Origin of the sequence: Thermospira aquatica (genome assembly GCF_023525255.1) — a bacterium.
In the GTDB taxonomy this organism is placed as follows: domain Bacteria; phylum Spirochaetota; class Brevinematia; order Brevinematales; family Thermospiraceae; genus Thermospira; species Thermospira aquatica.
In genome coordinates this window covers 601,729-625,615 of sequence record NZ_CP073355.1, presented here as the reverse complement: position 1 = coordinate 625,615, position 23,887 = coordinate 601,729, and the positions used below count along the sequence as shown (strand labels likewise).

Here is a 23,887-nt window from a genome sequence, read left to right as displayed (position 1 = left end):
AAAAAGGGCTTTACTCTCTTCACTGAAACAAGGAAACAGCATAAAGCCATGAATACTTGCGATTTTGAAAAAATGCTTTACAATGATAGTGGTAAAAAAGGAGGGGAAGGTGCCTCGTTGTTGTGTCATTTACAATCCTGTGGCAGGAGAAGGTGCAGCTAGAGCCATTCTTTCACGTGTTCTTGAGTTTCTCTATCAGAAGCAAGGAACTCATGAGGTGGCGGTGTATGCCACCGAAGGCAATAATCATGCTACCCTTCTTGCTGAAAAGGCTTACAAAATGGGGCATCGAGAGTTTCTTTGCATTGGAGGAGACGGTACTTTCAATGAAATGTGTCAACCCCTGGTGGGACGTACAGACATGAGAGTTTCGTTTGTTGCTACGGGAACAGGGAATGACCTAGCGAGGGCTTTTGGATTCTCTTCTTCGTTCTCTGTGCAGGAATGGGAGAATTTTTTTGATGATGATGCCGCGTTGATAGACGTGGGGAAATGCAATGAACGCTATTTTTTTAATATGATGGGGATAGGTTTTGATGCTCTTGTTGCCTCAGAATTTCGAAAGTGGGGATGGATCCCTCGTCGGTGGCGCTACTATCCACCCATTTTTAAAAATCTTTTGTTTTATCAGGGGCACCCTATGAGTATAAACGGCAACAAAACTACCATTTTTCTCCTTGCTGTCGGAAACGGTCGTAGTTCCGGGGGAGGTGTTCAGCTTGCCCCAGAGGCACGGTTGAATGATGGTCAACTTGATCTTTGCTGGATAGAGAATGTAGGAATTTTTCAGCGCATCAAGAATCTCCTCGCCACCCTGAAGGGAAAACACACGAGTCTTCCCTTTGTTCACATGAGCCGGTTCCAGACACTTTCTCTTTCTTCTCCTCAAGAAGCGCTCACACACATTGATGGAGAGAGCTTTTGTTTATCTCGATGGGAGATTTCTCTTGTTCCTCAAGCTCTCCCTGTTTTTGTACGAAAAAACGAAGCATGGCTTATATAGGAGGTGTTTATGTTTTCTCCCGCGATTCGTTTTCCCTCTGGGAGGATTTTCAAGATTGAAAAAACACCATCACATCGGGAGATTATTCTTCTCTTTCTTGATAAGAAGACACTTTTCTCGTATTTTAATCTCGCTCCAAAGGAGGATGTTCCCGGCTGTCTCTGGCTCCCCCTTGCCAGAAATGAAAGCTGGGGAAAGAAGGGAGAAATGGTTTTTGTTCTTCTTCCTTCAGACAACAATGTAACCATCTTTCGTTCCATGCTTAACAATTATCCGGAGTATCCTGCAGATGCCCCTTTTTATTTTCTCTCACCAGCAGGGAAAAAGGGATATGATGGTGAGTTTCAAAAGGATCAATTTTTCTGTTGTTATACCCTTTATAAAGATGACTGGTATCCTGTCTGTTATACTCCATTTCAATCGGCAGTGATAGAGCTTGAGATCGATGAGAAACACACTTACGACTTTATCGCTTTTGGGAGTGAGAGTAATCTTGCGGTAGCTGTGATGCAGGGTACAGAAATCCATCTTTCTCCAACCTACGGGCGTCTGGTAGACTGGACACAACTTGAAATGGCAAACCAATGGATGGACCGAAAACGCAAGGATTTTCTCTCTTCGGGGGTTATTTTTCATGAGTATTATCATGAATCTCTTTTGCACACCTATCTTTCGAAGTATGGTCAAAAAAGTACGTATACCCATACAGAAGCCCACTTTGCTAATATTCTTTTTGATAATCGTTTCTTTTCTACGCCTTTGTTGGGGGTTATCTTCGATGAGGCAGATCACACCAGCAACGGAACCATCGAGGGAAGCGATCTTGTCTACGGCACTATGGCAAAAGTTCAGATTCTTGCAAGCTGGCGCCCTATCCCTGTGCCGGGGCATGCGTCAACCTATCTTGAGCCGTGGCGTGCTACTCTGGCTATTTTGAGAGAGGTTGTAGGTGATCTTGAGAATCTGGATATCCCTTTTCTTCGTCTGTTGCGAAACAACCGTGAAATCCACTATGTTATTGATGCTATCAATAAACGCATCATCAATGTTACCCCATCCTCGAGTATGAACCATATTCTTATGGCTATTTTTGAGCTTCTGGACTATCGTTCTCTCATAGAAGAATACGATATGCAAAACAAGCGATTTGATGAATTTTTTATAGCCGAGGAAGCCGAAACTTACCCTATAAACATCATTCAAATAGAGGGAAGAACCTATCTTGATACACACGAACTCTTCTCTCATATTGTTAACGACATTAAAAAAGGCAAATCCCCCCAGAAAATTCTCCATCAGGCTATTCACACCCTTTTTGCAGAGACAACCAACCTTCTCAAAGCGTACGCGGAAACCTATAACGAAAAGAGGGTGGCTCTTTCAGGGCATCTTTTTGTCCATCCGCATCTTCTCCAGCTTATGGTGTATCATCTGGAAAAAGCTGGGCTTGTTCCCCTTTTGCATAAGAGAATTCCAACCGATGATAGTAGCGTTGCTCTGGGGGCACTTCTTCATATCCTTGCTCAAAAAGAGATGAAATCCTCTCATGAGGTTTAAGGATGCGATACTTTTTTGTGGCGAATACCCTTCACAAACGTCATGAGAAGGCTCTTCTGCGGTGTGTGGCGTGGTTACGAGAGCGCGGACACGAGGTAGAGATTGCATACACACAGTATCCGGGGCATGCGCAAGAACTTGCCTCAAAAGCAGCCCTCTCGGGATGGGAGTGTCTTGTTGGGGCTGGTGGAGATGGGACTCTTCATGAGGTATTAAATGGTATCATGGGGACAAATGCCCTTCTTGCCCTTTATCCCATGGGAACGGGCAACGTTTTTGCGAGAGAGATGAGACTTCCTGTGTTCTGGCATTCGATTGCCATGATGCTTCATGAAGCCCATACCCTGACCCTTGATGTAGGAAAAGCGGGCGACAGGTATTTTCTTCTTATGCTCAGTGCGGGCTTTGATGCCTATGCGATACGCACACTCTCGCGTATGGAGGGGGACTATCGTCAGCGTGGCCTGCGAACCATTTTTGGGAAATTTGCCTATGTGGTTGGAGGGCTCCAGGCTCTTGGTCGGTATGCCTTTCCACTTATTGATGTGGAAATCGATGGGAAAAAGACCCAAGCGTCCTTTGTGCTTGTCTCAAATATCCAGCGTTATGGACGCTATTTTAAAATAACCCCCAAAGCTTCTCCTGTGGATGGTATGCTGGATGTTTTTCTGTATACTGAGGTAGGGCGATGGAATCTTTTACGTCTTGTCTGGCAGGTGCTCAGTAGCCTCTGGAAACCCTACGGAGGAGAAACTCTCTTCTACAAGCAGTCGGGAATACGCTGTACTACTCTTGCCCTGAAAAGTAAAGAAGAGGTTTTTTCTCAGCTTGATGGGGAGCTTTTTCGGCCCCTTCCGCTGGAGATTTCTGTGTATCCACGGGCTATTCGCATGATTCTCCCTCGTGGTATCCACAAAAAGTATCAAAGCTGGTAACATAGACAGAGGAGTCTCGAATGACAATCATTCAGAAACGCACCACTCTCTCAACGGATAAGAAGTTGTTTCTTTCCCGTCCGAGTTACAAAAATTCGTCTTCTTTTTGGTGGATCCGTGCTCTCATGTGGCAGGGGGAGGTGTACCCCTGGGAAGGTGATTTTCACGATGGAGACGAACGAGAAATCATCCTTTTTATTCCTGAAAATACAGGTGAACTTCTCGAATGTCTTACCCAGATTCTTCTCTCCCAGGGGGGAGGGGAAGAGATAGAATGGTTTTTCCTGGGGATAAAGGCTTTTTCTCTCGGTGTTTCGTATCAAGAGGTAAGGAGTTTTCTCAGTGGGAAGGTTCCATTCCTCGTTCAAAGAGAAAAGGAGTGGGAAAAACTTTTTTCTCGAGCTTTTCTGATTCAGAAGGCAGTGCAGTACGGTATCTCTCTCAGGCTTCTTCTCGACTGGAGTAATGAAAAACATTGGCTTACCTGGCTTGAAGAGGCTCTTGATGTTCTTGTCCCTCATGGGAATCAGCTTCGACAGATATGGCAGGGGTTTCTTGCTCTTCAAAACGGGAGAGGCTGGAGTATCCAGGATATCCTTCATCATCTTGATTGGGAGGATATCAAACACATGCCTGATGGACCAGCCAAGAGATTGGAGGTGCTTCAGGTTCGACTCAAACATCTAAGATATCCTCACCTTTCAGAGTATGAGGCAAGACTTCAATCGCTCTCTCAAACCATCCACAAGAAAACCGGCTGGAAACTCTCCTGGCCAGCTTTTCTTGAAGGGGAGCATATTGTTCTTACCATTCCCATGGCTACGACACGGGATATCCATTCCCTTCCTGAAAAGGCGACTACTCTCTTTCATGAACTCGAAGAGGCGTTAAAGATCCTTCGGGGAGAGGGCGTATGATTCAGAGGCTTTTTATAGATCCTGAAGTAAACCCAGAAGAAAGTGAAAGGATAGCCACAAGACTTGGCCTTGAGGGGCAAAAAGCCACCAAAGAAGAACTTGTCGAGCAAGCAAAAAGCCTTTCCCTTGAGGAACGTTTTCGCTGGGGGAAGTCTACGCTTTTTCTTACCCGACAAAAGGGACGCTTTCTCAAAAAATGCCCTGGTTCTACCGGCGTAGTTTGTTGTAACTATTTCACCATCAACACCATCAGTGGCTGTCCTTTTGACTGTTCTTATTGTATTCTCCAGAACTACATTGAAAATAACCCTTTCATCACTGCTTTTGTGAATAGAGAAGACATGGCGGAAGAAATAGAAGCTCACCTTGCACGATACGGGTTTCTAAGGGTAGGTACAGGAGAACTCGCTGATTCACTTGCCCTGGATGGTATTCTCGAGGAGACCACCTTTTTTCTGGAAATGATCACGAAAAGAGGGTGGCACGATCGGATCACCATCGAGTTTAAAACCAAGTCTGAAGAGATAGGCACGCTTCTCAAAGCTCATGAAACCTATCCTGAGGTTGATGTTGTCGTGGGGTTTTCGGTAAACATTCCCCGATTCATCACTACCGATGAGCATAAAACAGCCTCACTCGAACAGCGTATAAAAGCTATGAAAACCCTTCAGCAGGCAGGTATTTCAATAGCCATTCATTTTGATCCCATTGTGATGATCGAAGACTTTCTTCCTCATTATGTTACCCTGGCAACAGATCTTTTTTCTATCCTGGATCAGCGCCTCATTCGCTGGATCAGTTTAGGAGGATACCGTCACACCGTAAGCCTTGCCCCTACCATTGAGCGCCGTTTTCCTTCTTCGGTACTTCTTGCCGGAGAGATGTTTCCCTCGGATGCTGACCATAAATTTCGCTATCTTCATCCTCTGAGACGGCACTTCTACAGGGAAATGGTACAAACGATAGAAAGGGTTTTTCCTGGCGCTCCGCTCTACCTCTGTATGGAAAAAAGCTTTCTCTGGGAAGAGATTGGGCTTAGTCAAGAGAAATGCAACGAGTGTTTTTATTTTGCTCCCAGGTAGGAAAAGAATTTTTTAATTCTTATCGACGATAAGAATTTTTTCTAGAAAAATGACGGGCCAAGATTCTCTGGCGACTTCCTTATTGGCAATGTCAGCATTGTTATTTTCAATTTCTTTCGGATAGGGGGAAAGTAAAAGAGGATTTTTACACCATGTTTCCTTTGAAAAAACCTATCCTTTTGCAGAAAAGGCTTTCTTGCTTTATAATATAGTCATTATGGATGAAATATCTCGTTATTATTTTGAGAAGCAAATGCTTTTTTCCCTTACTCATATGTGCTATGAGGATTGTCCCTATTATGCCTGTCACAACATGAAAAAACAGAACTGTTTTTTCTGTTATTGCCCTTTTTATCCCTGCGAAGACGAACGTAAAGGAAAGTGGCTTCTCACAGAAACCAAAAAAGTGTGGGATTGTTCCCCCTGTACCTGGATCCATGAGGATGAAGTAGTGAAAAAAATCCTTGAACTACTCTATGAAGGTAAGTCTTTTCCTGAGATCAAGGAAATCATATGGTAAGCCGCAGTTCTCATGCTTATGTCATAGGCCTTGTCGGGAAAGCGGGAAGTGGTAAGTCTACGGTGGCAAGGATTCTCGTAGAAGAGTATCATTTTGACCTGATCTCTCTGGATGAGGTAGGACATCACGCCCTTGAGTTATCAAGGGACGAACTCATCCATGTTTTTGGACAGCAGATTGTTGGGCCTGATGGTACCATTCAACGTGCCGTTCTTGGGCAGATTGTTTTTGGGAATATGGATATGCTTCTCACCTTGAATGCGATCACCCATCCCAGAATCAAGGAGCTGGTAAAACAACAGCTCTCAAACATGAGGACCCACACATTATTGGATGGGGCTCTTCTGTATGAGATTGGTCTTGCTCCTTTATGTGATTTTATCCTGATGGTGGATGCTCCAGAGGCAATGATCATGGAGAGACTGATACGTCAGAGAAAATGGCCTGAAGAAAAAGCTAAAAGTGTTCTTTTTTCCCAGAGACACCTTCAGTTTTTACGTGAAGAGGCTGATTTTATTATTTTTAATAATGATAGTTTAGAAAAAATTGAACGTCAGGTTGAATTTTTTGTTCATACGATCTCGTAAAAGTTTCTTGTTCTTTGGTCCTTCTTGGGTTTCTTATGAGCTTTTGATCCGCAGGATTCTTTCTTTAAAATAGGTGCAAAGAAACACGGTGAATACATCTCTTTTTTCAAGAAAACGTGCCAGAAGAGATGAGAAGAATATCGAGAGAAAACAAGACTGAAACAGAGTGATAACGAAAAGACAGCCATCGAAAGTGTGTAAAACGAAAGCCAAAAATTTTTTTGATTTTCTGTAACCTTAGTATTGAGAATAATTTAAGCTTGCGAGCCTTTTTATTTTTTAAGCTGTCGAAGGGTCAAGAAAGAAGAATAGTCGTATTCTTAAAAACATCTCGATACACTTGCTATAACCATCAGGGGAAAAATGAGTCTTTCACTTTTTATGGGCAATAAAAATTTTTTTGATGTTGAATGATAAAAATTTTTTTCTTTTTTCTAAAAAAATACTTGACCAGATTTTTTTTTGTCTTACAATAGATAGTAGTGAAATGGGAAATAAAACCTATGGAGGATAGATATGGCACACGTTGTGTTGAAAAACGTGTCCAAGGTTTACGAAGGGAACGTCGTTGCCGTTCAGGACGTAAACCTGGAAATCAACGACAAGGAGTTTGTCGTGTTGGTAGGCCCTTCGGGGTGTGGTAAGACGACGACACTGCGTATGATCGCAGGTCTCGAGGAGATTACCACGGGTGAAATTATGATCGATGGGGTTGTGGTAAACAATAAACCACCCAAAGATCGTGATATTGCTATGGTGTTTCAGAACTATGCTCTGTATCCCCACATGACTGTGGCTGATAACATGGCTTTTGGTCTGAAATTGCGTCATTTTCCACCAGAGGAAATCAAGAAGAGGGTAAACGAGGCAGCACAGATTCTTGGTCTGACGGAATACCTCAACCGCAAACCCAAAGCTCTTTCTGGTGGTCAGCGTCAGCGTGTTGCTATTGGACGTGCCATTGTGCGTAAGCCCAAGGTGTATCTTTTTGATGAACCTCTCTCCAACCTCGACGCAAAACTGCGTGTGCAGATGCGCGCTGAGCTTATCAAGATCCATGCTCGTATGAAAACGACCTCTGTGTATGTGACCCACGACCAGATCGAGGCTATGACCATGGGTGACAAGATCGTAGTGATGAACAACAAGCTTGTTCAGCAGATTGGTACGCCTCTCGAAGTGTACAATAACCCTGTAAACAAGTTTGTGGCTGGCTTCATTGGGAGCCCTCCCATGAACTTCCTGGATTGTACGGTAAAGGATTCGAATGGGGCGCTCTGGCTTGACTTTAACGAATTTCAGTTGAAGATCCCTTCTCAGTTTGCAGACAAGGCACGCTCCTATGTTGGTCGTGAGGTAACCTTTGGTGTCCGTCCTGAAGACATCTATGATCGCAGCATGTATCAGGGCTCGATTGACTCTAATACAGCTCTTGCAAATGTGGAGATTGTGGAAAGGCTTGGCGCTGAAGAGTTTGTGTACTTTGCAACAAATGGTGGGTATTCCTTTATTGCCAAGTACGATCCTCAGGTGAATGTCCACATGGGTGATACAAACCGCGAGGTTATCTTTGATCTCAATCGCTCCCATCTCTTTGATAAAGAAACGGAGATGGCTATTTACTAATTTTTTTCGAAAATGGTATTGGCCTGCCGAAAGGCAGGCCTTTTTTTTGTTTAGTGGAGGGTGCATTTCAATCAAGGAGAAAGTTTTCAGCAATTGGTGGTTTCGGGGAAGAAATTTTTCTAAATTTTTTGAATGTTGCAGAAAGAATTCTTTGCAAAAAGGATCCGGGAAGAGTGAGGTGCCTTTGGAAAAGCGAACATCCAATCCGTAGTATTTTCCCGGTGGGGGGGACGGAAACGAGGGTATAACGTAGGAGAAAATAACCATGAGCTGTGAATATTTTTGTGTGTTGTATGGGGGGCTCTTCGGGGGAAAGTTTCTCTACGATATGATTTAGTTTTTGCTTGACTATTTTTTTTCCTCTCGCTATCATATAAACAATGTTTTTGTGAAGTGAGGTGCTTCATGGACAAGAAGCAGAAAATCTTTACCTTTAAACGGGGCGGAGTTCATCCGCATGAGAACAAGCTTACCGCAGCCCAGCCTATCGTCAATGCCGATGTTCCTCCTCTTGTTCGTATTCCCATGGCACAACATCTTGGTGCGCCGGCAAAGGTTCTTGTTTCCGTTGGAGATGAGGTGAAAGAGGGGCAACGGATTGGAGAGGCAACAGGGATGATCTCGGCGCATATCCATGCCAGTGTTTCGGGTGTGGTAACAGCTATCGAGAAGGCAAACACCCTGACGGCAAAACAAATTGATTTTGTCGTTATCAAGACGGGAGGCTCGTTTCATAACTGGGTAGGGGAGAAATTTCCCTGGGAAAATCTCTCCAGTCAGCAGCTCGTGAGTCTTGTTCAGGAAGCAGGGGTGGTAGGGCTTGGTGGAGCTACTTTTCCTACGCACGTGAAGCTTTCTCCTCCTCCCGGCAAGGTTGTAGAAACCCTTATTCTCAATGGGGCTGAGTGTGAGCCGTATCTCACGATTGACCATCGGATGCTTCTTGAGAAATCACAGGAGATTCTTACAGCGATTGAGATTGTGCGTAGGATTCTGCCCACGATTAAAAAGGTCTACATTGGTATAGAAATTAACAAAGAGGATGCTATTGATCATTGGACGGCCCTTCTTGCCGGTCGTTCTGACATCACCGTGGCTCCTCTCAAGACTCGCTATCCGCAGGGAGGAGAGAAACAACTCATCCAGGCGATTACGGGCAAGGAAGTGCCAACCAAAGGGTTGCCTGCCGATATTGGGGTTCTGGTGGAGAACGTCTCCACGATGAATGCTATTTATGAGGCGGTTGTTCACCATAAGCCCCTTATTGAGCGAGGGCTTACTTATACGGGGAAAGGAGTTGCGAAACCTGGAAACTATAAGGTGCGTATCGGTACACCTATTTCTCATCTTATCGAAAGCTATGGGAAACCAGAGAAGTTTGCAGCGATGATTTCTGGTGGGCCCATGATGGGGCTTGAGATTCCGGATGAGAACATACCTGTTGTCAAGTCTACCAGTGGTATTGTTTTTCTTTCTCCTCAGGAAGACTATAAAGTAGAGGATAGACCGTGTATTCGCTGTGCGAAGTGTCTGGCTGTCTGTCCTATAGGGCTCATGCCTACGGAACTTGCCAAACTTGCTGATAACTTCCTGGTGGAGGAGGCAGCGGGGATAGGGCTGTTTGATTGTATTGAGTGTGGCGCATGTGCCTATATCTGTCCGTCCAAGATTCCTCTTGTGGGTCTGATCCGTTATGGCAAAGAGTTCTACAAACGTAAACAGGCGCAAGCGAAAAAATAAACAGGCTGGGTAGGAGACACACATGGCAAAAGCAAAAGGAAAAGCAGGTGCGGGGTTGTTTTCCCCTCATATTCATAGCCCTTTTTCGGTTGAAAAGGTGATGTGGGATGTGGTGATTGCCCTCATTCCAGCGGGAATCGCCGGTGTCTACTTTTTTGGGGCAAATGCTCTCAGGATCATAGCTATCAGTCTTGTGACAGGACTTCTTACGGAACTCGTCATGGGGATTCTCTCAAAACGCGGGATAACGATTTTTGATGGGAGTGTGGTCATTACTTCCCTGCTGTTTGCGTATAACCTTCCTCCTGCTGCACCCTGGTATGTTATTGTTTTTGGAAACATGTTTGCTGTCGCGATTGTGAAGTGGGCTTTTGGTGGGCTTGGGTATAATTTTATGAATCCAGCGATTGGCGGTAGGCTTTTCGTAATGATTGCCTGGTCTGGAGTGATGTCGGGACGATGGTCACCAACTATCCGTTCCTTTATGGAGAAGGGGATGGATTTCTGGCAGGCTTCACAGGCTATCGTCTCACCTGAAATGATGACTTCTGCTTCGGCGCTCACGGTGCTTAAGATAGATGGGTATGCAGGTCTCTACAAGCAAGGGCTTTTTGATTATTGGAATCTCTTTATCGGCAATGTACCTGGTTGTATTGGAGAAACCTCGGTACTTGCAATTTTGATAGGGTTTGTGTATCTTCTGGTTCGTCGGGTGATTACCTGGGAGGTGCCGGTAATTTATGTGGGAACGGTGGCTTTTCTTTCGTGGATTTTTGGGGGGCTCTCTCATGGGACGGGATGGTTTACCGGTGATGCGCTTTTTCACATCCTGTCGGGCGGCCTCATGCTCGGTGCCTGTTTCATGGCAAATGATAGTGTGACGTCTCCTTTGAGTTTTTCTGGAAATGTGTTTTATGCTCTTATGCTGGGATTTCTTACGACGATGATTCGTTTGTTTGGTGGATACCCCGAGGGAGTGGCATTTTCTATTGCGGTGATGAATATTTTTGTGCCACTGATTGATAGGTATTTTCGACCATCTCTCTATGGTTATCGCCGTGCCGTATTAAAAAAAGCCAGGGAGTCGTAGTATGAGTTTTTTGAAAAAGCTTTATCCACTTGTGCTCATTGCAACGGTGATGGGTGGACTTCTTGCTTTTACCTACGGAAGTTTGAAGCCATTTCTTGATGCTTCTGATGTAAGGGAGTTTGAACGTTCTCTCAGAGAGTTATACCCTGATTTTTCTCGTTATGAAACGAAAACTCTTGATGGAAAGACGTTCTATGAATTATACAGCAATGATGAGATGGTAGCAAAGGTTTTTCGTACTTCTGCTATAGGATATGGTGGTCTGGTAGAAATCCTTACCGCTATCACCAATGGGGTGGTGGCTCGGGTGGTCGTGATGAGTATGCCAGGGGAGACACCTGGTCTTGGAACAAAGGCAAAAAATCCAGCATGGCTTGCCCAGTTTCTTGGAAAAAAGAGAGAGGAAATACCAACGTCAAAAGCTGACTTTAAGGCTAAGGGGTATGATGCTGTCTCAGGGGCTACCTTTTCTTCGCTTGCTGTGACACGAGCAATTCATGAAGCACTCTCTCTTTATGAAAGAAAAGAGGGTGATAGTACAACATCTGCTACGTCTCAAGAGGCAGGAGGTAGGTAATGAACGCCTGGAAAGAATTTACCAAGGGAATTTTTCGTGAAAATCCTATCTTTGTGGTTGTGCTTGGGTTGTGTCCTACGCTCGCGGTAACCACGCAGACCATCAATGGCATCGGGATGGGCTTGGCGGTTATCTTTGTGCTTACGATGTCAAATCTGATTATCTCGTTGTTGCGTAATTTTATCCCTGAAATAGTTCGCATCCCTGCCTATATTGTTATCATTGCGTCGTTTGTGACGATTGTCCAGATGGTCATTAAGGCTTTTGCTCCCGAACTTGACAGGGCTCTCGGGATATTTATTCCCCTGATTGTGGTGAACTGTATTATTCTTGGTCGGGCAGAGGCTTTTGCTTCGAAAAATACCCCACTTCTTGCTGTGATGGATGGGCTCGGGATGGGGCTTGGTTTTACGCTGGCGCTTACGTTGATTGGTTTTATCCGTGAAATACTGGGAAGCGGGACGGTAACTCTTCAGCTGGCAGGGATAGGAACAGTTATTGATTTTTCTCAGTGGATAAAGTATCCGGCAGTGATAATGATTCTTCCGACAGGGGGATTTATTGTGATGGGGTTGCTTCTGGCTTTTCTCCAGGCACTCAAGAACTATCAGGCTGAAAAAGCCAAAGCAAAGAAAACGTAAGAGGAGAGGCTTATGGATGTAAACAAGATTTTTCTCATCACCATGAGTGCTATTTTTGTAAATAATTTTATTTTTTCCAGGTTTTTGGGTCTTTGTCCCTTCTTTGGGGTGTCAAAGAAGATGAGTTCTGCTATCGGCATGGGATTTGCGGTGATTTTTGTTCTCGTAATGTCAACCGCGGTGATTTATCCGATCAATCTTCTTTTGGTAAAACTGGGGATTGATTTTCTGCAGGTGATTGTGTTTATCCTGGTGATTGCAAGTTTTGTGCAGTTGGTGGAAATCTTTCTCAAAAAGATGGCTCCCGCGCTTTATCATGCCCTGGGCATTTATCTTCCCCTGATTACGACGAATTGCGCTATCCTTGGGACTGCTTTTCTTGTTTTGAAGGAAAAGTATACCTTTGTTGAATCGCTTGTTTTTGCTTTTACAGCAGGTGTTGGGTTTACGCTGGCACTAATTATGATGGCGAGTGTTCGTGAGCGTCTCGACCTTGCAAAGGTGCCCAAGGCTTTTAAGGGGCTCCCTATTGCGTTTATTTCCGGCGCTCTTATGTCTATGGCAATGTATGCCTTTGTGGGATTTGTGAAGTAGGACGTTGCAAACATTGGGGAATCCTCGAAAGAGGGGTGAGAAGTTTTTTGCATGCAAGTTGTACGAAACAACGTAAGGGCTTAGGGGAAAAGAGAGGCGTGTTTTTTTGGACGAGTAAAACCGATGGTCTTCCCTTATTGCAGGCTGGAAGTAATTCCAGCTATTTCCTTATCGCAGTGAGAAAACTTGCTCTTACCTTGTTGCAGTACAAAAACTCCAGCTATTACTCTGTCACAGGAAAAGAAAGAAAAAATCCTATCCTCTTCCCTTGTTTCAGTTCCACTTTCTATAGACGAAAGCCAAAACTGCAAAAAAGTAATAGCTTACGTCAAAAATGCTAGATTACACGTTTAAAAAGATTGTTCTTATTCTTCTCAAAGCTTGCTATTTCCCTATCACAGTCTAAGATGAGGGAATCATACACTGCACCAAGCGAAGAGCACTTTCTCCGCTTTTTGAAAAATGAGCTCTTACCTTATCACAGTGAGGGCAAAGATCAGCAAGCTATTCCCTTATTGCAGTGAAAAGCAAGAATTCTCACCTATTCCCTTGTTGCAGTGAAAAACCAAAATCTATTACCTGTTTACAGTTAAAAAGACCATCATGCTATTACTGTATTGCATTGGGAAAGAGTTATTACCATCTTACAGTGAGAACGTGATGCTCTGTTGTTATTCCCATGTTGCAGTAAGAAACAAAAGGCTACCATATCTTACCCTGCTGCAGTGCAAACTCTCCCCAGATACTGCAAAAAGGTAAGAGCAAGTTGGAGAACTGATAAGTTAAACGTTTAACCATTTTGTTTTTCTCCCTCTGCTTTGTCCATCAAAACATGCTCTTACCTTACCGCAGTCAAAAGAAACCATCAAAGAAAATCCAAAAAACTGAAACATGGTAAGAGCATTTTTTCCTCTTCATTCAAAAATTAGCTTTTACCGTATCAGCGTGAGGGGAAAAGCAACAGGATCTTCTCTTACCCCAGCAGACAGGTACTCCAAAACTGCAAGATGGTAATAGCTTATGTCGAAAACCTTCGATTAAACGTTTAATCAACATCTCCTCTCTCACACTCGTAAGTACTTTGAGGTCATTATTCCTTTGTTACAAGGAAAAAACCAGCTCTTCCTTTATCACAGTAAAAATTCAAGTTTGGATGGCTTTTACCTTCTTAAAGTGTGGCAAAACCTTTTACTATTTCTCTTTTGCAGTTCAAAGAGTTTCCCTTTCCTTAAACTACTTCCCCTTTCAGCCAACAACAAAGGGGAACGCTATTCCCTTTTCGCAGTAAAGAAAAACTTTTGCTTTTACCATATCGCAGTAAAAAGAGAAAATCTCATGTTTTTTTTTCTCTCATACTCTAAGGTGAGAGGTTAACAAACTGCAACAAGGCAATACCTTTCTCTATACGTTGTGGGTTAAACGTTTAATTATTAGTTTTTTCTGTGGGGTTTGGGACATCAGAAGGGGAAAGAATGTGCTATTTCTTTGTCACAGTGAAGGGGAATTTATGAGGAGTTTGGGAGTATAGGATGTTTTTCCTTTTTGAGGGTATAAACACCTCTTATGTTGGTGTCGGGAAAGAAGGGCTAAGCTATTCCTCTGGGACAGTCAAAACCAGCAAAGAAGCTATGCTCTTACTCTATCACAGCTGAATCAAGAACACAGGGATTATTGCCTTGGGGAACGAAAAGATTCCCATGCTCTCTCTTTACCACCGTTATCAGAAGAAAACCAATGCTCTTCCTTTGTCACAGCTAAGAAAAAAAATTTTGTCTGGTGTTTTTTCCAGTTTAATTTCTGGGGTCAAAAAACGGTCAAAGGGTAATAGCATTTCCTGAAACTTCAGACCAAAAGCTAAAAGAATGTTTTTATATCGACCCAGGCTCTTACCTTGTCACAGTCTGATTCTGTGAGCCATCAAACTGCAAAAGGGAAAGAGCAATTTCCTAAAAATATTCGTCTCAACATTTGCCGTCTGTTCTTTCAACACTTTCCGGATATAAAAATGTCTTTTTCTCTTGTTAGAGGTGGATTAGAGATGAGGTTATCTATGGAGATGATGAAAAACGCTTTCTTTGAACTGTCAAAGGAAAAAATCATTGGGGTGGAAAGATTCTTCTGAGAGAAACAACGAGTCGTATTGGAAGTTTTTCAAGATTTTATCGGTATCTTGGGGATTCTCCCGGTATTCACTCTAGGTTTTCTTTTAACCATAAAGTGGCAATATCTTAAAAAGAAAAATGCAATAAGAAGGGCTCATTTTCTTTTTTCGTTTTTTCGATTGATAAAAAAGCGTTGGAATTCGTTGACTTTTTAAAAAATTTCATTATACTATAGGGGAATAGTATGTGGTGGGAGATCGGTTATGAGAAGAATTTTTAGTTATATACTTTTGATAGCTTTTGTAACGGGATGCACTCTTTCTGGTGGTGGTGGTGGGGGAGGAGATTCGACGGGGACCTCTCTTACGGTGTATTTTAAAAAGCCTACAAACTGGACAGGTGCCTATATCCACTACTGGCCAAACGGCACGGCGTGGACGAGTTGTCCTGCGATGGAACACGTGGGAAACAATTGGTATCGTTATACTATCTGGGGTAGGTCAGAGTCAGCTCTTCTTTTTAAAGACAAAGCGGGTGATACGACTGTGAAAACACCGGATCTTTATCGGAAAGGGACGGGATGGTACTGGACGAATGACATGTGGTATGACATGAATCCTGAAGATCCCTATCCCTGGGCCGAGGCGGGGGTTTACACTTTTACCAATACCGTCACGGTAACACTTCGTTTGCGTGGCATAGATGCGCAGGGTGCCTATTCCACCAATAATAGTCCTTTTGTATCCTATATAGATCAGGCAACCATTGTGATTGGGGAGGGTATGAATGTAGGAGAAACCTGTACCCTTACCCTTGTGGCTTATAATGATACGGTTACCAACACCAATACGTACATTTTTACCAGAGGAGAGAGAGAATACCGTACTGAACTTGGGGTCGTTTATACTCCAGAGGGAAGCACTTTCGCTATCTGGGTGCCTGGCAATAAGACGGTAAAACTTCGGTTAGAGGGTACGGATTACCCGATGAGTCCAACAAATCTTCCCCTGTATCCAGAGGCAGAGCCCAACACGATTTACTATGTGTATGTCGAAGGGGATCATTGGCTCAAACCCTACAATTTTGTTATTGATAACAAAGTTGTTCGCGATCCCTACGGAAAGATGGTAAGCAACAATTTTAACATTGTGATTGATCCTTATACGAATCTTACTCTTCCTGATGGAGGGTGGGCTCCAAGACCACCTCTTGCCAATCGTGAAGAGGCGATTATCTACGAGGTCCATGTTCGGGATTTTACCATCGATAGCACGTGGAATGGGACGGAAAATAAGAGAGGGAAATTCCTGGGTATGGTAGAGAGTGGCACCACGTACAGTGGCTATAAAACAGGCATAGATCATTTGCAGGAAATGGGGATTACCCATGTGCAGCTTCTCCCTGTGTATGATTTCTATACAGCTCAGTATAACTGGGGATACGATCCCTGGAACTATAATGTTCCCGAAGATCAGTATTCTCTTAACTCAAACGATTTCATCTACCGTATCAAAGAATTTAAAACGATGGTGAATGAGTTTCACAAAAAAGGCATCCGTGTGGTCATGGACGTTGTGTACAACCATACGTATAATAAATCCGTGTTTGAAGACATTACCTCCTTATACTATACCCCTAATGACCTCTCTGGCTGTGGGAATTCCATTGATGCTTCCCATCCGATGGTAAGCCGTATGATTCGTGACTCTCTCGAGTATTGGGTGAGTAACATGAATGTGGATGGTTTTCGTTTTGATCTGATCGGTATCTTTCCCTATGCTGAGGTTCGTCGATGGGGAGAGTATCTCAATGCCAAATACCCTGATAGAAACCTTCTTCTTTACGGTGAACCGTGGAATGGTTATGCTTCGGATCCTGCCGAGAGCACAAAGGTTCGGCTGGGGACTGTTCCTCCTCTTCACTCTGCCCATGTGGGGGTTTTTAATCCCAAGTACAGAGAGAGGATCAAGGGAGATAACGACGGAACGGGACGAGGGTATGCCTTTGGAATGTCGCCAGATTGGACAGAAGGTATTCCTGCTGGTGTCCGAGGCTCAATCATGTATAGCAAGAGCACAGCACCACTTTCTGATCTCTGGGATTCGATGTTTGCCTATGACCCGGAGCAGTCCATAAACTACATCTCGGCTCACGATAATCTCTGCTGGTGGGACAAGATACTGTATGTTATATCAAACGGAGGGGCATCTTATGGCCCACATGCCACGAATATCAATAAATTTGGAATGGGAATTGTTTTGACATCGCAGGGGATACCCTTTATCCATGCGGGAGATGAGTTTCTTCGGAGTAAAAAGACAGGAGGGACATGGGATCAGGCCAAAAACTCCTACAATGCGGGAGATAATGTGAACAAGATCAGATGGAACCTTAAGGAAAACAATTTTGCGGTGTATAATTACTACAGTAATCTGATCGCTATCCGCAAAGCGTATAGAGGCTTTTCCTATACAACGTGGGAGGAAGTGGATCAGAATGTAAAATCGGGCTTAACCAATGGATGGAAGGTGACCACCAATCTGATAAAAGGAAATGGGCATAATGACCTCTTTGTGGTTTACAATGCTGGTGAGGATTTTACTGTTGCTTTGCCCGCGGGAAGCTGGAGGCTTATTGCCAATAGAGATGGGGCAACCAATGTCAGTGGTAAAATAGGGACGATTAACGTCAGAAAATATGAGGTACTGGTTCTTGTGAAGGAATAGGGGTACTCTTTTTCTTGTCTAGAAAGGTGCTATTACTGTGTTGCAGTGAAAAAACACTCCTCTGTTCTTACTTTGTCACAGTCAAGATAAAACACCCACGTTGCTATTACCATGTCGCAGTGAAAGAGAGAAGAAGTCCTCTCCTCTTCCCTTGTTACAGTCATAGTTTACGAGCAGAAACTGCAAAAAGGTAATAACAAAAATTTCAGGTTAAACGTTTAACTTGTGTTTTTTCCACACTCTTGAGTGGAGAGGGTTGTGCTTACCCTCTCACCCCTGAAAACTGTTTTTTTTTCCTGTTACCCTGTTGCAGTGAAAAATCTCTACAAGAAAATCACACAAACTGCAACAGGGTAAGAGCAAGGTTCAAAACGCCATCTCGCGGGGTGCTTTTGAAGAGAAAAAGAACATGATAAGACACATGCTCTTCCCGTATAACAGCGTTTTTTCTTCTATCCCCACTGCAACATAGCAACAGCTTTCCCGTCGCACTGCAACAAGGGAAGAGCTAAAAACACTTTTTAAAAACTGCAAAAGGATAACAGCCTATTCCACACATCTTCGCTTCGGTATCTCAACTATGTTTTTTAAAGTTTTAAAATTTTTTTGTCTCTTTATGGCAGTTAAACCCATAGACCTCTTTCCTCTTATCTTATTACGAAGAAACACGAAACCAGAGTCTTTTCCTATTACTTTATTCCACTTCCCATCTCACAATTATATCAAACGGTGAAAAGGTAAGAGCACTTCCACAGAAAAATATCCCCACACGCAAGGAGGTATTTTCTTTTTGCAAGGGGTAAAAACTTCCTTTGTAACTATAAACTTTTTCCGTTTGTTTTCTCGAAGGAGTTATCGGATCCTGCGAGCCATTTCAAAACAAGCGTGGCATAGCTTCCCGGGGGTAGTTTCATAGAAATAACAAGCTTGAAAGTTTGAGGGAAATATTCATCCTCTTTCCATAACGTTTCTTGAATTTCGGGATACACCCATAGAGATCGTTTTTTTGCGTGAATGGTGGTTTTATAGATCCCGCGGATCTTGATATCTGAGAGGAGAAGATTTTCTTCTTCGAGAACTCTTTGCAGATAGGGATCCTCTTCGGGCATGTCATACGCGGGAATCCATCCTTCTCTGGGGAGATCTTTTTTCTCAAAAGGGACAAATACTTCTCCCGCTCTGGTAGCGAGGAACACTCCCTTTTCGCTCTTTACCCTGAGAGAGAGTGCCTGGTTAAAAAGAAACGAGCGGTAAGCATTGGCAACAAGGAGAACATACCTCTGGTCAAGAAGCCCAACCGCGTGACGAAACCCCTTCTCATGCCCTTCCATCGAAAGAAAACGAAATACCCTCTCTCCAGCATGCCAGCAAGCTTTTTGTGAGAGCAAGAGACACCTGGACCAATCCCCCCACGAGGAAAGAATATCCGATACGAGTTTTTCGGGAGCATGGCTTTTACAGTAAAGATAAAGCACTCGTTTCATATTCCCCATGAAAAGATGTTTTCCTACCCACTCTCCATCTACAAACGATCCAAACCGCTGATCATCAAAGTAATTGGGCATTCCATGTTCTTTTAAGAGAGATAGTCGATGCTCAACAGTGGGTTTTTCCTCTAGTTTTATCTCTCTCACAACGAGAGTAAACGCATTCCAGGCCAGAGATTCAGCACTCAGAGGATGGGAAGAAAAACCTGCTGGTGACAGATTGATACCTTGCCATTTTGGGGTTTTCTTTACCCATGCAGGTGTGGAGATATACTGAAAAGTGTGAGCATATTTATCTTTGATACCGGCTATCCCTATCTTTATCATGGGGATACGCCAGAACCGGGCAAGTTTCTCTACGACTTTCAGGGTCTCCTGGTTATACTTTTCGAGAAGAAAGATCCTGAACTTATCTGGTTTGGGAAGGGGAGAAGAGACAAGTTTTTCTTGTACTACAAAGTCTTCCGGAAGGTATTTATACCGCATCTTCTTCCTCAAGGAGGGTTTTGTCTATAATACCTGCTGCCATCACCTGATCGTTTCTATACAATACACCAAGCTGGCCAGGGGTAACGATTTCTGCAGGTTGAGAAAGAAAAAGAGCAAGCCTATCTTCTTCCCACGTGGCCCATCCTTTGATCCGTTTACTTTGATACCGGAGTTGTATCTCATACTCCCCTTCTTCAAAATCTCCTACCAGGAGATTGAGTTCTCGTAGCCAGAGCTTGCGGCTTTTGGGAAGTTCTCCGAGGATAATACGATTGTTCTGGGCATCTATTGCCCGAACATAGAGTCGTTTTCCTATTGCTATTTTCAGTCCTCGACGTTGTCCGAGCGAGTAAAAAGCCACACCCTCGTGTTTGCCTACTACCTGCCCCTGGTAGACAAAATCGCCGGCAAAAGACTTTACCCCACGGGCTCTCAGATAATCGCGGTAGTCTCCAGGGACAAAACACACATCCTGACTTTCTGTTTTGGAAGAGGAGATGGGCATACCACTATCTGAGATGAGCTTTCTTACCTCTGATTTGGTCATTTCCCCAAGGGGAAGAAGCACATAAGAAAACATCTCGCGTTTTACATAAGAGAGAAAATACGACTGATCCTTGGAGGTGTCTTTTCCACAGAAGAGACCAAAGCCATCTTTAACAGGGAGAATACGTGCATAGTGGCCGGTAGCTACCATGTCTGCTCCGCGAGCAAGGGACTCTTCTACCAGAGCACCAAACTTTATATGACGATTGCACATGACACAGGGATTTGGGACGAGTCCCTGTTGATATTCCTCCACAAAGTAACGAATAACCCGCGCCTCAAACACATCTTTGAGGTCTATCACATGATGGGGGATACCAAGAAAACGGCATACCTTTCTGGCGGACTCGATTTCCTCCAGGCTACAACATTTCTTTGTTCCTGTTTCCAGAGCGGCAACGAACGTCACCCCTTCTACAGCATACCCTGCTTCTTTTAAAAGAAATGCGGCGGCGGAACTGTCTATCCCGCCACTCATGCCAACAAAAACCCGCTTCATTAGTCTAGAGCTTTTTGAGTTTATCCTTTTGAGACTGAAGGTATCGTTTTCTATCAACCTTCTTCACAAAGGGAAACATATCCATCAGATTCATAAATTCCTGGGGTTTTGGTTTGAGGGTATCCTTATGAAGTTCTATATAGTCAATCGTTTCTTTGTCTGTGATTTTATCTACAAGCCGAACACCACCGTCTCCTGTTGTACCCAGGATATAGTAGGTTGCACCAATTTTGACCACCTCCAGATAGCCACCAAGCCCTGTTTGTTTTACGGCTATAACTTCAATGAACTTTGCATCCTCTGAGGTTTCAATTGCACTTTTTTTTATAAAATAGCGGACGAGGAAAAATCCTCCCACAGCAAAGACGGCCGTGTAGAGAAAAATCCGCACCACTACCCAGAACCAGCCACCCCCTGGTTCTGCATTCACTGTCTGGGTAGTTTCATTTTGATAAAAACGGTCCAGAAAGCCGTTCGTTTCGCCATTCGTGGTTGTTTGACTGTAACCAAGAAGCGGCAAAAAAAGACACATCTTCCAGAGTATAGATTTCATCTCATCCTCCTGTATTTTGCCACTGGATAGCAAAATACTTACTATCATTCTAAGGCATATAACGGGAAAATGCAAGGTACCATACCCCGAGAATGACACTCATCTTTCGGAAGCATCGTCTCACTGTTGAAAATTCCGAAAAAAAGAAGCTTTTTGCCTTTTCCTGAGTAGTGCAGAGGTTCTGATGGTTTTCTTTCAAAAAAAACATACTTTTTGCGGTGGTGAAGAAAGCCAATGATATTTTTTAAACTCAAGGGACGTTTTTCAATCCAGGGAACACATGCTTTTCTCCCATTTCTTGATAAAAAAGTTTTTTTTCCTTATAATATTGCCTTACTTAAAGGGACATGTTTTCTAAAGTCACAAGGGGGAGAAATGGTCTATCTGAAACATCTCATACGTTGGGAGTTTTTGGTTCTCTTTTTCACAGTTGTTTTGGTATTCAACTTTGCTTATGAACCCAACCAGCGTGCTCTCATAGAATCTCTTTTTGAGCAGCACTATGCGGATCTTCAGGAATTTTATCAGGTTTATCAGGCAGTGGAAACCAAACCAAAGCTCACCAAAAACGATCTTGCCTATGCCCATAGAGTACTTTCCAATCTTCTCGAAACAGGTTTTATTTTAAAGCCTGAGGTTTATCATACCCTTGGCAAATTGTACGAGCGGGAAAATAAGCCTGTATGGGCTTTAAAATCGTATCAGGCGATGTATGCTCTTACAACAGGCGAAAGTTTCTTGAAACGAGACGCTCTAGTGGGGATGTCCAGGATCTTTGCCAGGGAGAAAAACCTCTCCAAGGCACGGGAATTTTTGGAAGAAGCCTGGAATCTACCGACGATGTATCGGCAATTTGATACAGCTTTTGCCCTTCTTGATATTTATACCCGGATAGGGGAGAAAAAAAAGCAAAAACAGGTTCTTTTATCTCTCCCTGCTCCTTCTGCTGTGCATGGAGAAACCTACACCTCTTTTGTAAAAAGACTATGGGAGAATTTGTCTCCAGAGGAACAACTCCAGATTCTCGAAAAAAGTTTTACACCGGCGCTTTATTCTCTTTTACTTGAGCAGGGAAAACTTTACATTGCCAGGAATCATCCTCCTGGAGATTGGGTTGAAAAATGGGGGATATTTCTGGCTTCCTCTGATGATGAGGTTATTAAACAACTTGAGGCTTTTCTCAAGCAGAAGGGATATCCAAAGGTGGTAGAGGAGCTTTTGGCGTATCGGAATATGAGTCAGGTTTCTCTGCCGAAAGGGAGTTCGCTTGCCCAGGCAGCGTATGCTTACCGTGGGCTTCGGACGTTAAGTCGTAAGGCAAACTATAACCCAACTCGAGCAGAAAAATATTATGAAACCTTTCTCACCAAAGGGTTTCATCAGGAATATATCTCTAAAAACCCCGAACTTCTCATTCGCAATTTGCTTGCTTACAAGCAGTTTGATCGTATTGTTTATTGGATTGGTCAGACCTATGAGAAGATGGGCATTGTATCCAATGTAGGTGGTATTTCTGAAGGTGTGGCCTTTTGGTATGGTTATAGTGCGTGGCATATAGGTGACCGTGATCTTGCTTTTCGGGAGTGGGGGCGAACTATAGGAATGTCTCCGAGCGGCTACTATGGTTTTTGGGCGAGAAGCTATATTCGTGAGATCTTCTCTTCTGAGGAGGTGAAAAAATATTTAAAAGATATAGAGGCGATGGAAGAAAATACCAAAAATCCATCGGAAAAGCTCTTTTATAACAAGATCCTTTATGGGCTCTCTGATGGAATGTCCCAACAAACCTACAAACAAAAAGTTTCTGTTTTGCTTGGCAAGCTCTATCCTGATTTTTTTAACTCTTCTCTAGTTCCACTTGAGAAGCTTCCCCTGGAGAAATACTTTCGGTGGTTGGTGTATAGCCGTTTTGGGTTTGCTGATTATGCCCGTCAGCTTCTCTACGAGGCCGGTATTCAGAATGAAACAGTTGCTGATCTCGCTATTCTCAAGGTTCTTGTCTACTATAAAAACTTTCAACGATCGCGAGAGCTTTTTAGCCGTGTGGAGCAAAACCCTCTCATCAAAAATCACCTTGCCTTTCTTCCGGAAGAGTTTTTGAAGGTTTTGTATCCTTTGCCTTATGTCCAAGAAACAAAGCTCGCTCTTTCTCTTCAGACAAATAATCTTGTTGATCCCTACCTTGTCCATGCAGTTATCAAAGGGGAGAGTCTCTTTTATACAAGGGCGCGTTCCCGTGCCGGAGCTATTGGTCTCATGCAACTCATGCCCAGTACCGCCCGTCTTATTATTCCTTCAGTTTTTGATGAACATCATGTGAGTATCTATGACCCAGCTAACAATATTCTCCTTGGGACAAGGTTTCTGGCAAGTTCCCTCCAGTCTTATGGCCTTATTGGGGCTTTGGCTGTCTATAATGGGGGTAATCTGGCTTTAGAAAAAACAAAATTCCGTTTCCAGCCTGACGATGATGTGGTTTTAGCAGAGATTCACCCCTATACGGAAACGCGTCTCTATATTCGCAAAGTGCTGGGGTATTATCAGATGTACCTGTTTACGTATGAAAATCGTCTTATGCCGGTTTCTTCTTTTCCTCGATTATTGACGAAAAAGTAA

At 43.6% G+C, this 23,887-nt stretch carries 18 protein-coding genes; 15 read left to right on the top strand and 3 right to left on the bottom strand.

Going from position 1 to position 23,887, the window contains the following annotated elements:
• Positions 1–109 precede the first annotated feature (109 nt).
• From KDW03_RS03055 to KDW03_RS02995, 14 genes are all read left to right on the top strand, one after another.
• The gene (locus tag KDW03_RS03055; RefSeq protein ID WP_271435930.1) at positions 110–1,003 is read left to right on the top strand and encodes a diacylglycerol/lipid kinase family protein; all 894 of its coding nucleotides are present in this window, start codon (positions 110–112) and stop codon (positions 1,001–1,003) included.
• Between the two features lie 9 nt (positions 1,004–1,012).
• On the top strand, positions 1,013–2,560 hold the full coding sequence (locus tag KDW03_RS03050) for a Kae1-like domain-containing protein (RefSeq protein WP_271435929.1): 1,548 nt from the start codon (positions 1,013–1,015) through the stop codon (positions 2,558–2,560).
• Between the two features lie 2 nt (positions 2,561–2,562).
• Entirely contained in the window at positions 2,563–3,495 is a 933-nt protein-coding gene (locus KDW03_RS03045) for a diacylglycerol/lipid kinase family protein (RefSeq protein WP_271435928.1), read from the top strand.
• Positions 3,496–3,515: 20 nt separating this feature from the next.
• Complete coding sequence (locus KDW03_RS03040; RefSeq protein WP_271435927.1) at positions 3,516–4,412, top strand: hypothetical protein; 897 nt, start codon at positions 3,516–3,518, stop codon at positions 4,410–4,412.
• Positions 4,409–5,494: an SPL family radical SAM protein gene (locus tag KDW03_RS03035; protein ID WP_271435926.1), complete on the top strand. Its 1,086-nt coding sequence runs from the start codon at positions 4,409–4,411 to the stop codon at positions 5,492–5,494. The genes KDW03_RS03040 and KDW03_RS03035 overlap by 4 nt, the downstream gene beginning before the upstream one ends.
• A 217-nt stretch (positions 5,495–5,711) precedes the next feature.
• Positions 5,712–6,014: a cysteine-rich small domain-containing protein gene (locus KDW03_RS12340; protein WP_408648350.1), complete on the top strand. Its 303-nt coding sequence runs from the start codon at positions 5,712–5,714 to the stop codon at positions 6,012–6,014.
• Positions 6,008–6,601: a dephospho-CoA kinase gene (gene coaE, locus KDW03_RS03030; protein ID WP_271435925.1), complete on the top strand. Its 594-nt coding sequence runs from the start codon at positions 6,008–6,010 to the stop codon at positions 6,599–6,601. The genes KDW03_RS12340 and coaE overlap by 7 nt, the downstream gene beginning before the upstream one ends.
• Positions 6,602–7,117: 516 nt before the next feature.
• Positions 7,118–8,227 (top strand): ABC transporter ATP-binding protein, encoded by a 1,110-nt coding sequence (locus tag KDW03_RS03025; RefSeq protein ID WP_271435924.1) that lies wholly within the window; start codon positions 7,118–7,120, stop codon positions 8,225–8,227.
• Positions 8,228–8,632: 405 nt separating this feature from the next.
• Positions 8,633–9,967 (top strand): electron transport complex subunit RsxC, encoded by a 1,335-nt coding sequence (rsxC, locus tag KDW03_RS03020; RefSeq protein ID WP_271435923.1) that lies wholly within the window; start codon positions 8,633–8,635, stop codon positions 9,965–9,967.
• Positions 9,968–9,989: 22 nt separating this feature from the next.
• On the top strand, positions 9,990–11,057 hold the full coding sequence (locus KDW03_RS03015; protein WP_271435922.1) for an RnfABCDGE type electron transport complex subunit D: 1,068 nt from the start codon (positions 9,990–9,992) through the stop codon (positions 11,055–11,057).
• A 1-nt stretch (position 11,058) separates the two neighbouring features.
• A complete protein-coding gene (locus tag KDW03_RS03010; protein ID WP_271435921.1) occupies positions 11,059–11,634 on the top strand; it encodes an FMN-binding protein in 576 nt (191 codons plus the stop codon).
• Positions 11,634–12,275: an electron transport complex subunit RsxE gene (gene rsxE, locus KDW03_RS03005; protein WP_271435920.1), complete on the top strand. Its 642-nt coding sequence runs from the start codon at positions 11,634–11,636 to the stop codon at positions 12,273–12,275. Before KDW03_RS03010 ends, rsxE begins: the two co-directional genes overlap by 1 nt.
• Positions 12,276–12,287: 12 nt before the next feature.
• A complete protein-coding gene (locus KDW03_RS03000; protein WP_271435919.1) occupies positions 12,288–12,869 on the top strand; it encodes an electron transport complex protein RnfA in 582 nt (193 codons plus the stop codon).
• Between the two features lie 2,365 nt (positions 12,870–15,234).
• A complete protein-coding gene (locus tag KDW03_RS02995) occupies positions 15,235–17,697 on the top strand; it encodes an alpha-amylase family glycosyl hydrolase (RefSeq protein WP_271435918.1) in 2,463 nt (820 codons plus the stop codon).
• Positions 17,698–18,515: 818 nt separating this feature from the next.
• Here the strand turns inward: KDW03_RS02995 and truD are convergent.
• Genes truD through KDW03_RS02980 form a run of 3 tightly spaced genes read right to left on the bottom strand, consistent with a single transcriptional unit; the run spans position 18,516 to position 21,271 of the window.
• Positions 18,516–19,670, bottom strand: coding sequence for a tRNA pseudouridine(13) synthase TruD (truD, locus tag KDW03_RS02990; RefSeq protein WP_271435917.1), 1,155 nt, complete (start codon positions 19,668–19,670; stop codon positions 18,516–18,518).
• Entirely contained in the window at positions 19,660–20,718 is a 1,059-nt protein-coding gene (mnmA, locus tag KDW03_RS02985) for a tRNA 2-thiouridine(34) synthase MnmA (RefSeq protein ID WP_271435916.1), read from the bottom strand. Before mnmA ends, truD begins: the two co-directional genes overlap by 11 nt.
• A gap of 4 nt (positions 20,719–20,722) precedes the next feature.
• Positions 20,723–21,271, bottom strand: coding sequence for a flagellar biosynthetic protein FliO (locus KDW03_RS02980; RefSeq protein ID WP_271435915.1), 549 nt, complete (start codon positions 21,269–21,271; stop codon positions 20,723–20,725).
• Between the two features lie 375 nt (positions 21,272–21,646).
• On the opposite strand from KDW03_RS02980, the gene KDW03_RS02975 reads away from it, so the two are divergent.
• Positions 21,647–23,887 carry a lytic transglycosylase domain-containing protein gene (locus KDW03_RS02975; RefSeq protein ID WP_271435914.1) on the top strand — a complete coding sequence of 747 codons (2,241 nt, stop codon included), beginning with the start codon at positions 21,647–21,649 and terminating at the stop codon, positions 23,885–23,887.